Source organism: Pseudomonas sp. NBRC 111133, assembly GCF_001320605.1.
GTDB classification, from domain to species: domain Bacteria; phylum Pseudomonadota; class Gammaproteobacteria; order Pseudomonadales; family Pseudomonadaceae; genus Aquipseudomonas; species Aquipseudomonas monteilii.
Genome location: NZ_BCBJ01000014.1, coordinates 1 through 12,990, shown reverse-complemented (window position 1 = coordinate 12,990; position 12,990 = coordinate 1). Strand labels below are relative to the sequence as shown.

The window sequence follows — 12,990 nt, the reverse complement described above, 5'->3', positions numbered from 1 at the left end:
ATCTCACAGGCGCTCGAAATGTCGAGGCGATCACGCTCGCCATATTCAGCCATTGTGCCTCATTCCCGGCACACCATCACTCGTCACCGTTTTGCCACGGCGCTGTCACGCGCGCCTGCCAGTCTCCAGCAAACTGCGCCGGAGCCTGCCCATGACCCATGCCGAACTGTCCCGTCCCTCGCGCAAGCAACGTGTGCGCACTTTGTGGATCTCCGACGTGCACCTGGGCACTCGCGACTGCCAGGCCGAGCACCTGTCGCAGTTCCTCAAGGGCTACCAGGCCGACCGGGTGTACCTGGTCGGCGACATCATCGATGGCTGGAAGCTGCGCGGCGGCATCTACTGGCCGCAAGCTCACACCAACGTGATCCGCCGGCTACTGACCATGAGCAAGCGCGGTACCGAGGTGATCTATGTCACCGGCAATCATGATGAATTTCTGCGCCGTTACTCCACGTTGATACTGGGCAACATCCAGCTGGTGGATGAGGCTGAGCACCTGACCGCTGATGGTCGTCGGCTGCTGGTGATTCATGGCGACCAGTTCGACGTGATTACCCGTTATCACCGCTGGCTGGCGTTCCTCGGTGACCGCGCCTACGAGTTCACCTTGGTGCTTAACCGCTGGCTCAATCACTGGCGTGCGCGGTACGGCTATGGCTACTGGTCACTGTCGGCGTACCTCAAGCACAAGGTGAAAGGCGCGGTGAACTTCATCAGCGACTTCGAGGATGCCATTGCCCACGCGTGCACCCGTCGTGGTTTTCACGGTGTGGTGTGTGGGCACATTCATCACGCTGAAATCCGCAAGTTAGGCGAGGTGGAGTACCTCAATTGCGGTGATTGGGTGGAGTCATGCACGGCGCTGATCGAGCATTGGGATGGCAGCATCGAGCTGTACCGCCTGGCGGATGCCCAGGCACGGGAAGCGCAGGTAGCCGCGGCGATGCGAGAACCGGCATAGAGGGCTGCTGTGCAGCCCTGATGCCTACAGGCTGATCTTTCCCAGCAGGATATCCCTGAACATCACGAAATCCCCTATCAGGCTGTAAAGCGGATAGGTAAAGGTTGCCGGCCGGTTCTTTTCGAAAAAGAAATGCCCGACCCAGGCAAAGCCATAGCCGAACAGTGGCACGGCCAGCAACAGCAACCACTTGCCACTGCCGATGGTATAGGCCAGCAAGGCAATCACCACGCTGGTGCCGACAAAGTGCAGGCGGCGGCAGGTGGGGTTGCTGTGTTCCCCCAGGTAGTACGGATAGAACTCGGCAAAACTGCGAAACTGCGCTGTGCGGTTCATGGCAGTGCTCCGGGATTAATACTTCTGGACAAGATGCACGGCGTGGAGCCTGATTCGAGTCTAGAGTGATTGGCGGGGCCTACCAGTGACAATAGGCGCCAATTGAGTATCCTTGGGGTTCACCGCAGGAGCGGTCGGTAGAAAGAAGCCTGTCATGAGCGAAAGAACCACGTCAGCCAGTTGGGCATCAGGGATTGTGAAGGCACTCGAACTGGAAGGGCTGGACTGCCAGGCCATGTTCAAGCAGCTGGGGCTGGACTTCGCGGCTCTCGACGACCCTGACGCCCGCTTCCCGCAAGACTCCATGACCCGGCTCTGGCAGCTGGCGGTGGAGCTGTCGGGTAATGAGGCCATCGGCTTGAACATGGCGCGGGTGGTACGCCCGGCGTCGTTCCATGTGGTGGGCTATGCGTTGATGTCCAGCCGTACGCTGGCCGAAGGCTTCGAGCGCCTGGTGCGTTACCAGCGCATCATCGCCGAAAGCTCGGACCTGAGCTTCGTGCTTGGCCCTGAAGGTTATTCCCTGATCCTGACCGTACACGGCGACCACCTGCCACCCACGCGGCACAGCGCCGAGGCCTCGCTGGCTTGCGCGCTGGCACTGAGCAAATGGCTCAGCGGCCGCCCGGTGCAGCCGAGGCGGGTGCTGGTGCAGGGGCCTCAGCCGAAGAATATCGAACCGTACAAGGTGGCGTTTCATTCGCCGCTGGTGTTCGGTGCGCCGCACGATGCACTGGTGTTCGAACGGGCCGACATGGAGGCGCCGCTGCCCACTGCCAATGAGGCCATGGCGGTGTTGCATGACCGTTTTGCCGGGGAGTACCTGGCCCGTTTTTCCGAAAGCCGGGTTACCCACCGCGTGCGTCAGGTGCTGTGCCGCATCCTGCCGCAGGGCGAGCCCAAGCGCGCGACCCTGGCGCAGGCCCTGCACCTGTCGCAGCGTACCTTGCAGCGGCGGCTGCAGGAGGAGGGCACCAGCTTCCAGACCTTGCTCGACGACACCCGCCGCGAGCTGGCCGAGCAGTACCTGGCCCAACCGGGCATGACCCTGCTGGAGGCCGCATACCTGCTGGGTTTTGCCGATCCCAGCAACTTCTACCGGGCATTCCGCCGCTGGTTCGATGCCACGCCGAGTGAGTACCGTGCCCGTATGGGCGCGGAGGCCGACGCGGTCAGTGACGCCAGAACGCCGGCATACACAGCACCAGCACCGTAATGATTTCCAGTCGGCCGAGCAGCATGCCGGCCGCCAGAATCCACTTGGCTGCGTCCGGCAGCGTGGCGTAGTTGCCCGACGGGCCGATCACTTCGCCCAGCCCCGGGCCCACGCCCGAAACCGTACCGGCGGCACCGGTCAGTGCGGTCATCCAGTCCACGCCCAGCAGCGACAGCAGCAGGGCCATGACGCAGATGGTGATGGCGAAGAAGAACGAGAACGTCAGGATCGAACGCACGATGTCTTCATCGAGGCGGTGGCCGTTGTATTTCTGCTTGATCACCGCGCGCGGGTGGATCAGTTGGTTAAGGCTGGCCTTGAGCAGGATGTAGGCCACCTGGAAACGGAAAATCTTGATACCGCCCGCCGTCGAGCCGGAGCAGCCGCCCACGAAACCCAGGTAAAAGAACAGCATCAGCGAGAAGTTGCCCCACAGGCTGTAGTCGCCCAGGGCGAAGCCGGTGGTGGTTACCACCGAGGTCACGTTCAGCGCCACATGGCGCAGGGCGTCGAGCCAGTGCAGGTTGGTGCTGTACCAGTACCAGGTACCCAGCACCAGCCAGGTGACCAGCAACATGCCCAGTAAACCCTGCACCTGCTGGTCGCGGATCAGTGCCTTGCGGTTGCCACGCAGGGTCGCTACGTAAAGGGTAAACGGCAGGCTGCCCATGATCATCACCACTACCGCCACCCAATGCACGGCCGGGATGTCCCATTTCGCCAGCGACTGGTCAGAGGTGGAGAAACCGCCGGTAGAGATCGCCGACATGGCGTGGTTGATCGCATCGAACGGGCTCATGCCTGCCCACCAGAAGGCCAGCGAGCCAAGGATCGAGAAACCGACGTACACCCCCACGATCGACTTGGCGACCATGTGCGAGCGCGGCATGACCTTTTCCGAGCGGTCGGACGATTCGGTCTGGAACAGGCGCATGCCACCGATGCGCAGCAGCGGCAGGATCGCCACCGCCATGGCGATGAAGCCGATACCGCCAAGCCAGTGCAGCATCGAGCGCCACATGAGAATGCCGGGTGACATGGTGTCGAGCCCGCTGAGCACGGTGGCGCCGGTGGCGGTGATGCCCGACATGCTTTCGAAGAAGGCGTCGGTGTAGCTGATGTGCTGGGTCAGCAGGAACGGCAGGGCGGCGAACACGCACACCACCAGCCAGCTGCTGACCGTCAGCAGGTACATGTCGCGTGGGCGCAGATGCACATGTTCGGGGCGCCCCTGCACCACCAGGGCCAGCCCGGCGATGAAGGTGATCAGGCTCGACCAGAGGAACGACGGCATGTCACCGGTGCGTTCGAAAATTACCAGGGTCGCCATGGGCACGGCCATGCTGACGGCGAGGGTAATCAGGAAGATGCCGATGATGAAACCAATGATCCTTAAGGTCGGCAACGCCATGTGATCTGCTCTGACTCGATTCGGAAGGGCGCCATTCTACCTATGGGTTGGTGAGCTGCAAGCTACGAGCTTCAAGCTGCAAGAAAGAGCAACGTACGCCGGCCTGCTTCTGCTTGAAGCTTGCAGCTTATGGCTAGCAGCTTGAGAATGGCCGCACATTCAACTGCCAGGAGGGTAGCCGATGGAGGCTCTCGACGCATTGCTCAACCGTGTTTCCGTGCCACGCCTGACCGACCCGGCGCCCAATGCCGCTCAGCGCGAGGCGCTGTTCCAGGCCGCGTTGCGCGCCCCGGACCACGGCCAGCTGCGCCCATGGCGCTTTCTGACCATTGAAGGCCAGGGCCGCGAGAAGCTGGGCGAGCTGTTTGCCGAAGCCGTGCAGAGCAAGGGCGACGCCAGCCAGGCCGCGCTGGACAAGGCCCGCGCCATGCCGTTGCGGGCGCCGTTGCTGATTGTGGTGGTGGCCAAGCTGCAGGATCACTTCAAGGTGCCGAAGTCTGAACAGCGCCTGGCGGCGGGCTGTGCGGCGCATGGCATCCTGATTGCCGCGCATGCGCAGGGTATCGGCGCGGTGTGGCGTACCGGGGACATGGCATTTGATGCCCATGTGCACAAGGGGTTGGGGTTGGCCGAGAACGAGGAGTTGATCGGGTACCTGTATGTCGGCACGCCGCTGACCGAGCCGCGTACCGCGCCGATCCTGGAAACGGCTGATTTCGTCAGCGTCTGGGGCGAATAACGCGGGCTTGGCTTGATTGCTGTATCAGGGCATCCGGCCCTTTCGCGGGCAAGCCCGCGAAAGGGCCAGTGGCCTTGACATCACCTCAACTGCCAGCAGCCTCCGCCACAGGCAACTCCAGCCTGGCCACAAACCCACCTTGTGGATGATTGTCCAGAACCAGGCTCCCGCCATGGCGCTCCGCCGCCTTGCGCGCAATCGCCAGTCCCAGCCCATGCCCCGGCGCCTCCTGCCCCGGTGCACGGAAGAACGGTTCCCCCAGTTGCACCAGATGTTCTGCTGCCGCCCCCGGTCCATGGTCACGCACGCTTATCACTATGCGGTCCTGCTCACGCACTGCATTCACTTCTACCGGCTGCCCGACCGGATTGAAGCGCAAGGCGTTGCGCAGCAGGTTGTCCACGGCCCGCTCGATCAGCGTCGGCCAACCTTGCAAGGTCAAGCCAGGCTGCGCTTCAAGGCGCACATCCTGGTCGGGCGCGCTGAGCAAGGCATCCTTGCGCACGCTGCCCAGCAGGGCGTTGAGGTCGACCGGTTCGGCATGAGCCTGCTCGGCATCCACCCGGGCCAGGGCCAGAATTTCGCTGATCAGGTCTTCCAGGCGGTCGCACTCGCGGGTCAGGCGTGGCCACAGGGTTTCCCGCTGCTCGGGCCCGGCGCGCTCGGCCAGCGCCAGGGCAATTCGCAGCCGGGCCAATGGGGAGCGCAACTCGTGGGACACATCGCGCAGCAACTGGCGCTGGCTGCCGATGGTGCTTTGCAGGCGCGCGCCCATCTTGTTGAAGTCCTTGGCCAGCACACCGAACTCGTCGCGCCGCGCTGCCAGCCGCGCCAGGCTGTTTTGCTGGTAGGTGGTCTGCCCCAGGTCATGCACCGCGCTGCGCAGGCGGCTGAGTGGGCGGGTAATGGACAGGGTCACCAGTAGGCTGAACAACGTCAGCACAACCAAGGCAATGCCCAATGCACTGAGCGGCCACATCAGGCTTTCGCGGTGCCAGGCATCCAGTGCCGGGTGGGGGATGCGGTAGATCAGCAGGTAGGTTTCGCCGGTGTCGGGGCTGGTGTATTCCTCGGTCAGCCTGCGCCACGGCAGGCGCCGCTGGTCATCGTGCTGGCGCGCTTCGAAGGCCGCAGCACGGCGCGGGAAGGTGCCGGGCACCACGGCTTCGCCACTGTCGTCGAGCACTTGCACGTCGATCTTGTAGCGGTCTTTGCGCCGTTCCAGGAAGTGCTGTGCCGAATCCAGGCCTTCCTGCTCGTAATGCTTGGCCCACTTGCTGGCCAAGGTATTCAGGCCCGGGTGACGGCTGAGGATCCAGGCGTCCTGGTTGAGCATGTGGCCCAACAGGATCGACAGGCCTGCGACCAGGGTAATGGCCAGCCAGAAACTGGCCAGGATGCGCCAGAACAGTGAACGCAAGTGCACCTCCTAAACGGAAAAGCCCGGCCCGCAGTGATGCGGGCCGGGCATTGGGCAGACAGCTTACTGAGCCTTGGTGCCTTTTTCAGCTTTCCAGGCCTGGAACTCCTGCCACTCGGCTTTCTTGGCGGCGCGTTCCTTTTGCAGTTCGTCGAACTTCTTCTGCTGCTCAGGCTTGAGCAGGTTGCGCACGGCGCTGTCGGTCTTGTCGCGGCTGGCTTTCAGCTCGTCCTTCATGGCTTTCTGGTCGGCGGCCGGCAGCTTGGACAGGTAGCGCTCGGTGATGTCGCGGCGCTGTTGCATCTGCTCGCCCATCAGCTTGCCGATCTGCTGGCGCTGGTCGCGGCTCAGGTCCAGCTGATGGAAAGGCGCATCACCGCGATGATGTGGGCCGTCGTGACGCGGGCCGCCGTCAGGCATGGCCATGGCCATGGTCGGCAGGGCGGCGGCGAACATCAGGGCGATAAGGGTCTTGCGCATGGTGTCTCTCCTTTCATAGGCCGGTGGTTACCGGATGAGCACAGTCTAGGGAGATCACCGTCAAGCGCAGTCAGGGGATGGTAAAGGCTCGGTAAAGAACAGCTTCAAGTTCCAAGCCTCAAGCTGCAGGTGAAGCCGATTGCGATCCTGCTCTTTCTTCTAGCTTGCAGCTCGTAGCTTGTAGCTATTTACAGGCAGTAGTAGTAGCCACGGCTGCGCAACGCCACGATGCGTGGCCGGCCATCGGCGTGGGGGCCAATCTTCTTGCGCAGGTTGCTGACATGCATGTCCAGGCTGCGGTCGTACAGGGTCAGCTTGCGGCCCAGGCCGATTTGCGCCAGCTCCTGTTTGTCCAGCGGCTCGCCGGGCTGGCGCAGCAGCGCTTCGAGAATGCGGCTCTCGGACAGGGTCAGGGTCATTTCGCGGCCATCGATACTGGCCACGCCACGGGCAGGGCTGTACACCAGGTCGCCCAGCTCCACCTGGCTGGTGGTGGCGGTGGGGTGGCTGCGGCGCAGTACGGCGCGCAGGCGGGCGGTGAGCTCACGTGGGTCGCAGGGTTTGGCCAGGTAGTCGTCGGCACCCAATTCGAGGCCAAGGATGCGGTCCAGCGGCTCGCCACGGGCGGAGAGCATCAATACCGGCAGTTCGGTATGTTCGCTGCGCAACTGCTTGAGCAGTTCCAGGCCGCTGCCATCGGGCAGCATCACGTCCAGCACGACAGCAGCCGGGGCGTGTTCGGCCAGGGCCTGGCGTGCGCTCTGGCCATCGTGGCAGGCACGTACGGTGAACCCTTCCTGGGTCAGCCAGCTGCCGAGCAGCTCGCACAGCTCTTGGTCATCATCAATCAGTAACAGCTCGCTCATGACTCACTCAATTCAACCAATGACGGCGGCTATTCGGTCCGCCAGTGGCAAAGATACCGCAGACTGATGGCAACTGTGTAACTGCCTCTACCGCGTCGCCTTCTTCGCGGGCAAGCCCGCTCCTACAGGGACTGCACCGATGCCGAAGCTTGCACCGTACCTGGGGGAGCGGGCTTGCCCGCGAAGCAGGCGGCGCGGTCTCAGATCAAGGCAGCACTTGCTTGAACGGCTTGACCACCACCTTGTCGTACACACCCGCAGTAATGTACGGATCGGCATCGGCCCAAGCCTGCGCCGCCGCCAGGTTTTCGAACTCGGCAACGATCAGGCTACCGCTGAAGCCCGCTTCGCCCGGGTCGTTGCTGTCGATGGCCGGGTGCGGGCCGGCCAGTACCACGCGGCCTTCGGCCTTGAGCTGCTGCAGGCGTTCGATATGCGCCGGGCGGGCAGCCAGGCGCTTTTCCAGGGAGTTTGCGACGTCGCTGGCGATGATGGCGTAGAGCATGTCAATCCTTGGGTTTGGAGGTAGAAGGGTCGTCGTGCAGGTGGCGCGACAGGTACACGCCTTGCGCCACCAGGAAGATCACGGTCATGCCCAGGCTGCCGAACACCTTGAAGTCCACCCAGAAGTCCTGGAAGGTGAAGGCGACGAACAGGTTGGCCGCGCCGCAGAACAGGAAGAAGGCGATCCAGGCCACGTTCAGGCGCGCCCAGATGGCATCGGGCAGTGTCAGCGCGTGGCCCATGATGCGCTTGATCAGCACCCGATCACCGATGAAGTGGCTGCCGGCAAAGCCCAGGGCGAACAGCCAGTTCACCACCGGCGCCTTCCACTTCAGGAAGGTTTCACTGTGGAACGTCAGGGTCAGGCCGCCGAACACCAGGCAGGCCACCAGGGTCAGCCACTGGCCCTTTTCAAGCTTGCGCTGGCGCAGGAACAGCGCGCCATACACCACCAGCGAGCTGATGATCAGCATGGCCGTGGCGCTGTAGATACCGCCGAATTCGAAGCTGTGGCCGGCGACTTCCAGGGGGCGCGGGTCCAGCTTGTAGACGATGAAGAACAGCAGCAGCGGGATGAAATCGATGAATTGTTTCACAATGGCAGCCAGAATCGGGATGTGACGGCATAATAACAAACATCGATTCCAGCGAAAGCGCTCCTCCATGAATGTTGATCTGCACTGTCACAGCACGGCCTCCGACGGCGCCCTGTCGCCCTCGGTACTGGTTGCCCGGGCCCATGAGCACGGGGTGCAAACGCTGGCACTGACCGACCATGACACCATCGAAGGCCTGCCCGAAGCACGCCAGGCCTGCATCGAGCGGGGCATGCGCTGGGTTAGCGGCGTCGAGCTGTCGTGCACCTGGGGTGGTGCGACCATCCATGTGCTGGGTTATGACTTCCCGCTCGACGCGCCGCCTTTGCTGGCGGCAATCGAAGCGCTGCACCGTGGCCGCTGGCTGCGCGCCGAAGAAATCGACAAACGGCTGGCCGCCAAGGGCATGCCTGGCACCCTCGAAGGCGCCCGTGCCGTGCAGCACGAGCTGGGCGACAGCGGCAACGCCCCGGCGCGCCCGCATTTTGCCGAGTATCTGGTGCGCGCCGGGCACGTCAAGGACCGTGGCGAAGCGTTTCGCAAGTGGCTGGGCGCCGGCAAGCTGGGCGACGTCAAGCAGCACTGGCCGACCCTCGACGAAACTGTCGCCACCCTGCGCCAGTCCAAAGCGTGGGTGAGCCTGGCGCACCCCATGCATTACGATCTGACCCGCAGCAAGCGCAGACGGCTGATTGCCGACTATATTCAGGCAGGCGGGCAGGCACTTGAGGTGGTCAACGGAATGATGCCGGCCGAGCAGGTGGGCACCCTGTCCATCCTTACCCGTGAGTTCGGCCTGCTGGCAAGCGCTGGCAGTGACTTCCACGGCCCCGGCACCTGGGGCGAGATCGGTGCCTATCGGCCTTTGCCCGAGGACTTGCCACCTTTGTGGCGTCGATTCAGCCATGAACAGCCTTTGGCGCTATGAACAGGACGACTACGTGAGCCAATTTTTCCAGATACATCCGGAGAACCCACAGGCGCGCCTGATAAAACAGGCCGTCGAGATCATCCGCAAGGGCGGCGTGGTGGTGTATCCGACTGACTCGGCCTATGCGCTGGGTTGCCAGATGGGTGACAAGGCGGCCATCGAACGGGTGCGGCGCCTACGCGGGCTGGACAAGACGCACAACTTCACCCTGATGTGCTGCGACATGTCGCAACTGGGGTTGTACGCCAAGGTCGACACCGGCACCTTCCGCCTGCTCAAGGCGCATGTGCCGGGGCCTTACACGTTCATCCTCAACGGCACGCGTGAAGTGCCGCGCCTGCTGTTGCACGATAAACGCCGCACCATCGGGCTACGGGTGCCGGACCATGCCATCACCCTGGCCTTGCTGGCCGAGCTGGGCGAGCCGTTGATGAGCGTGAGCCTCATCCTGCCGGGCGACACCGAGCCGATGACCGACCCTTACGAAATCCGTGAGCGCCTGGAGCATCACGTCGACCTGGTGATCGATGGCGGCTTCGGCGACCTCAAGGCCTCTACCATCATCGACCTGTCGGGCGATGAGCCTGAGCTGATCCGCGAAGGCTGCGGCGACCCCACGCCGTTCCTGGTCAACGCGTGAGCCAGGTGGAAATGCCCGAGGCACCGGCCGAGCTGGCCGAAGCGCCTCGGCAGTTGCAGTTGGCCCTGGTCTACGGCGAAGCCCTGACCCAGCTGCCGCTGGACCTGTACATCCCGCCGGACGCGCTGGAAGTCATCCTCGAAGCTTTCGAAGGCCCGTTGGACCTGCTGCTGTACCTGATTCGCAAGCAGAACATCGACATTCTCGACATCCCGGTGGCGGAAATCACCCGCCAGTACATGGGCTATGTGGAGCTGATGAAGAGCGTGCGCCTTGAACTGGCCGCCGAGTACCTGGTGATGGCCGCCATGCTTGCCGAGATCAAGTCGCGCATGCTGCTGCCGCGTTCGGCCGATGTTGAGGAAGAAGAGGGCGACCCACGCGCCGAACTGATCCGCCGCCTGCAGGAGTACGAGCGTTTCAAGGCCGCCGCCGAAGGCATCGATGAATTGCCACGGCTAGGCCGCGATGTGGTGGTGCCACGCCTTGAGGCGCCGCAGGCCAAGGTGCGCAAGCTGTTGCCGCAGGTCAGCCTGGAAGAGTTGCTGGTGTCCATGGCCGAGGTGATGCGCCGCAACGACCTGTTCGAAAGCCACCAGATCACCCGTGAAACGCTGTCTACCCGCGAGCGCATGAGCCAGGTGCTGGAGCGCCTCAAGGGCGGTGCTTTCGTGCCGTTTGTCGAGTTGTTTGCCGCCGAAGAGGGCAAGCTGGGCGTGGTGGTCACCTTCATGGCGATTCTCGAGCTGGTGAAGGAATCGCTGATCGAACTGGTGCAGAATGAACCTTTCGCCGCCATTCACGTGCGGCTCCGCCCGGCGCTTGTTGAAGAACCTGATGAACCTGAATGACCCTCGCGACCTGGCGTCGCTGATCGAAGCTTTCTTGCTGGCGTCGGGCAAACCGCAGTCCCTGGAACGCCTGTACGAGCTGTTCGAAGAGGCCGAGCGCCCAGAACCCAAGGTGTTCAAGCAGGCCCTGGACGTGCTGGGCAATTCGTGCAGTGGCCGAGCGTTCGAGCTCAAGGAAGTGGCCAGCGGCTACCGCCTGCAAATCCGCGAGGACTATGCGCCCTGGGTCGGGCGCCTGTGGGAAGAGCGCCCGCAACGCTATTCACGTGCGCTGCTCGAAACCCTGGCGCTGATTGCCTACCGCCAGCCCATCACCCGCGGCGAGATCGAGGACGTGCGGGGCGTGGCGGTGAACAGCAACATCATCAAGACCATGATGGAGCGCGAGTGGATTCGCGTGGTCGGCTACCGCGAAGTGCCCGGGCGGCCGGCGATGTTTGCCACCACCAAGGCGTTTCTTGACCACTTCAACCTCAAGAGCCTGGATGAGCTGCCGGCCTTGGCCGAGCTGCGCGAGATGGAGCCGGAGCCGGTGCTCGACCCGGACGATGCGCCAGTGCCGGCGCACCTGCAGGCGTTGGCAGATGCCAGCCTTGGGGAGGAAGAAGAGGGTGTTGAGCCAAAGGAGGAAACCAGCTTCCGTAGCTTGCTGGTGGAGCTGGATGCCATGGAAGAAGGGCTGAAGACCGACTTTGATGATTTGCGCGAGGAAGAGCCTGAGGCCTCGGTGGAAGAGGAGGGCAAGTTACAGCCCTGATCTGCTGTTGCCCATACACCACCATTAGGCAGAAACCCCAGCCAAAGCCCACAAAACCCTCTACCCTCCAGTGCGTTCCCCCGCCAAACCGCGTATGATGCGCGGCCTTTTGGCGCGCTCGTCGCCAAAAAACCTGTTTTCATTCCTACACCGGGAGGTGCCCAGATGAGTGAGCAAGACCTGCAAGATACCGAAATCACCCCGCCATCCGGCGAAAAGCTGCAAAAAGTGCTGGCACGCATTGGCGTGGGTTCGCGCCGTGACGTCGAAGCCTGGATCAGCCAGGGCCGCATCAAGGTCAACGGCGTCGAGGCCACCCTTGGCCAGCGCGTCGACCTGCACGACGCCATTGCCGTAGACGGCAAGCTGATCAAGCGTGAGGAGGCCGCCGAGGCCACTCGCCGGGTGATCATGTACAACAAGCCCGATGGCGAAATCTGCACCCGTGACGACCCGGAAGGCCGCCCGACCGTGTTCGACCGCCTGCCACGGCCAAAAGAAGGCCGCTGGATCAACATCGGCCGCCTCGACATCAACACCACTGGCCTGTTGCTGTTCACCACCGACGGTGAACTGGCCAACCGCCTGATGCACCCGTCCTACGAGATGGACCGTGAGTACGCGGTACGTGTGCGCGGTGAAGTCGATGACGAAATGATCGAACGGCTGAAAGCCGGCGTGATGCTGGAAGACGGCCCGGCCAAGTTCACCGACATCCAGAAGGCACCGGGTGGCGAAGGCTTCAACCATTGGTACCACTGTGTGGTGATGGAAGGCCGTAACCGTGAGGTACGTCGCCTGTGGGAATCCCAGCGCATGGTGGTCAGCCGCCTGAAGCGCGTGCGTTTCGGCCCGGTGTTCCTCAACTCCGACCTGCCGATGGGCCGCTGGCGTGAAATGACCCAGGGCGAAATCGACATCCTGGCCGCGGAAGTGGGCCTGCAGCCGGTTGCGCTGCCTGCCATGAAGCTCAAGGCCAAGGACAAGATGGAGCGCCTGCAGCGCAAATCGACCCGCCCGCTGGGCCGTGGCGAGCGTGTGCGCAACCTGCGCCCGGCCCACGAAGGTGCCGCGACCAGTGAACGGCCGGCGCGTCAGCCGCGTGAAGAGGCCCCGCGTAAAAACACCCGAGGCAGCACGGTGGCCGAGCGCCCGAGCGAAATGCGCAAGCGCCCGAGCAAGCCTGAAGGTGACAAGCCGGCAGGCCGTGGTCGCGGTAAACCGCGTGGCTGATTGGCCCGCGTGGTGATGAGAAACCAGCCTTCGGGCTGGTTTTTTT

The 12,990-nt window shown here is 63.3% G+C and carries 15 protein-coding genes; 8 read left to right on the top strand and 7 right to left on the bottom strand.

The genetic code is table 11. The annotated features are described in order from the left end of the window. The first annotated feature begins 151 nt into the window (after nucleotides 1-151). Entirely contained in the window at nucleotides 152-964 is an 813-nt protein-coding gene (locus APH36_RS03255; protein ID WP_060497464.1) for a UDP-2,3-diacylglucosamine diphosphatase, read from the top strand. 24 nt (nucleotides 965-988) lie between these two features. Here the strand turns inward: APH36_RS03255 and APH36_RS03250 are convergent, their stop codons facing one another. Next, on the bottom strand, nucleotides 989-1,300 hold the full coding sequence (locus APH36_RS03250) for a DUF962 domain-containing protein (protein ID WP_060497463.1): 312 nt from the start codon (nucleotides 1,298-1,300) through the stop codon (nucleotides 989-991). Nucleotides 1,301-1,454: 154 nt separating this feature from the next. On the opposite strand from APH36_RS03250, the gene APH36_RS03245 reads away from it, so the two are divergent. Continuing rightward, nucleotides 1,455-2,516, top strand: coding sequence for an AraC family transcriptional regulator (locus APH36_RS03245; protein WP_060497462.1), 1,062 nt, complete (start codon nucleotides 1,455-1,457; stop codon nucleotides 2,514-2,516). Here the strand turns inward: APH36_RS03245 and APH36_RS03240 are convergent. Beyond that, nucleotides 2,473-3,927 carry a TrkH family potassium uptake protein gene (locus tag APH36_RS03240; protein ID WP_060497461.1) on the bottom strand — a complete coding sequence of 485 codons (1,455 nt, stop codon included), beginning with the start codon at nucleotides 3,925-3,927 and terminating at the stop codon, nucleotides 2,473-2,475. The genes APH36_RS03245 and APH36_RS03240 overlap by 44 nt on opposite strands. 181 nt (nucleotides 3,928-4,108) lie before the next feature. On the opposite strand from APH36_RS03240, the gene APH36_RS03235 reads away from it, so the two are divergent. Continuing rightward, on the top strand, nucleotides 4,109-4,666 hold the full coding sequence (locus APH36_RS03235; RefSeq protein WP_016711869.1) for an NAD(P)H nitroreductase: 558 nt from the start codon (nucleotides 4,109-4,111) through the stop codon (nucleotides 4,664-4,666). Nucleotides 4,667-4,751: 85 nt separating this feature from the next. On the opposite strand, the gene APH36_RS03230 is transcribed toward APH36_RS03235, so the two are convergent. The 5 genes from APH36_RS03230 to APH36_RS03210 form a co-directional block, all read right to left on the bottom strand. After that, a complete protein-coding gene (locus APH36_RS03230; protein ID WP_060497460.1) occupies nucleotides 4,752-6,092 on the bottom strand; it encodes a HAMP domain-containing sensor histidine kinase in 1,341 nt (446 codons plus the stop codon). A gap of 57 nt (nucleotides 6,093-6,149) precedes the next feature. Beyond that, nucleotides 6,150-6,566, bottom strand: coding sequence for a Spy/CpxP family protein refolding chaperone (locus tag APH36_RS03225; protein ID WP_060497459.1), 417 nt, complete (start codon nucleotides 6,564-6,566; stop codon nucleotides 6,150-6,152). Nucleotides 6,567-6,754: 188 nt separating this feature from the next. After that, nucleotides 6,755-7,432, bottom strand: a complete 678-nt coding sequence (locus APH36_RS03220) for a response regulator transcription factor (protein ID WP_060497458.1) — start codon at nucleotides 7,430-7,432, stop codon at nucleotides 6,755-6,757. A 205-nt stretch (nucleotides 7,433-7,637) separates the two neighbouring features. Beyond that, nucleotides 7,638-7,937 carry a YciI family protein gene (locus APH36_RS03215; protein WP_060497457.1) on the bottom strand — a complete coding sequence of 100 codons (300 nt, stop codon included), beginning with the start codon at nucleotides 7,935-7,937 and terminating at the stop codon, nucleotides 7,638-7,640. Between the two features lies 1 nt (nucleotide 7,938). Further along, nucleotides 7,939-8,532, bottom strand: coding sequence for a septation protein A (locus APH36_RS03210; protein ID WP_016711865.1), 594 nt, complete (start codon nucleotides 8,530-8,532; stop codon nucleotides 7,939-7,941). Nucleotides 8,533-8,599: 67 nt separating this feature from the next. On the opposite strand from APH36_RS03210, the gene APH36_RS03205 reads away from it, so the two are divergent. From APH36_RS03205 to rluB, 5 genes are all read left to right on the top strand, one after another. Continuing rightward, nucleotides 8,600-9,460 (top strand): PHP domain-containing protein, encoded by an 861-nt coding sequence (locus tag APH36_RS03205; protein WP_019099116.1) that lies wholly within the window; start codon nucleotides 8,600-8,602, stop codon nucleotides 9,458-9,460. Between the two features lie 13 nt (nucleotides 9,461-9,473). Beyond that, nucleotides 9,474-10,103: an L-threonylcarbamoyladenylate synthase gene (locus tag APH36_RS03200; protein WP_060497465.1), complete on the top strand. Its 630-nt coding sequence runs from the start codon at nucleotides 9,474-9,476 to the stop codon at nucleotides 10,101-10,103. Nucleotides 10,104-10,228: 125 nt separating this feature from the next. After that, complete coding sequence (locus APH36_RS03195) at nucleotides 10,229-10,954, top strand: ScpA family protein (protein ID WP_164525265.1); 726 nt, start codon at nucleotides 10,229-10,231, stop codon at nucleotides 10,952-10,954. After that, nucleotides 10,941-11,711, top strand: coding sequence for an SMC-Scp complex subunit ScpB (gene scpB, locus APH36_RS03190; RefSeq protein WP_060497455.1), 771 nt, complete (start codon nucleotides 10,941-10,943; stop codon nucleotides 11,709-11,711). The genes APH36_RS03195 and scpB overlap by 14 nt, the downstream gene beginning before the upstream one ends. 165 nt (nucleotides 11,712-11,876) lie before the next feature. After that, nucleotides 11,877-12,944, top strand: a complete 1,068-nt coding sequence (gene rluB, locus APH36_RS03185; protein ID WP_060497454.1) for a 23S rRNA pseudouridine(2605) synthase RluB — start codon at nucleotides 11,877-11,879, stop codon at nucleotides 12,942-12,944. Nucleotides 12,945-12,990: the final 46 nt, after the last annotated feature.

Excerpts from the sequence above, each read along its gene's own strand:
- APH36_RS03255 (WP_060497464.1), top strand. The coding sequence starts at position 152 with ATGACCCATGCCGAACTGTCCCGTCCCTCGCGCAAGCAACGTGTGCGC.
- APH36_RS03250 (WP_060497463.1), bottom strand. The coding sequence starts at position 1,300 with ATGAACCGCACAGCGCAGTTTCGCAGTTTTGCCGAGTTCTATCCGTAC.
- APH36_RS03245 (WP_060497462.1), top strand. The coding sequence starts at position 1,455 with ATGAGCGAAAGAACCACGTCAGCCAGTTGGGCATCAGGGATTGTGAAG.
- APH36_RS03240 (WP_060497461.1), bottom strand. The coding sequence starts at position 3,927 with ATGGCGTTGCCGACCTTAAGGATCATTGGTTTCATCATCGGCATCTTC.
- APH36_RS03235 (WP_016711869.1), top strand. The coding sequence starts at position 4,109 with ATGGAGGCTCTCGACGCATTGCTCAACCGTGTTTCCGTGCCACGCCTG.
- APH36_RS03225 (WP_060497459.1), bottom strand. The coding sequence starts at position 6,566 with ATGCGCAAGACCCTTATCGCCCTGATGTTCGCCGCCGCCCTGCCGACC.
- APH36_RS03220 (WP_060497458.1), bottom strand. The coding sequence starts at position 7,432 with ATGAGCGAGCTGTTACTGATTGATGATGACCAAGAGCTGTGCGAGCTG.
- APH36_RS03215 (WP_060497457.1), bottom strand. The coding sequence starts at position 7,937 with ATGCTCTACGCCATCATCGCCAGCGACGTCGCAAACTCCCTGGAAAAG.
- APH36_RS03205 (WP_019099116.1), top strand. The coding sequence starts at position 8,600 with ATGAATGTTGATCTGCACTGTCACAGCACGGCCTCCGACGGCGCCCTG.
- scpB (WP_060497455.1), top strand. The coding sequence starts at position 10,941 with ATGAACCTGAATGACCCTCGCGACCTGGCGTCGCTGATCGAAGCTTTC.
- rluB (WP_060497454.1), top strand. The coding sequence starts at position 11,877 with ATGAGTGAGCAAGACCTGCAAGATACCGAAATCACCCCGCCATCCGGC.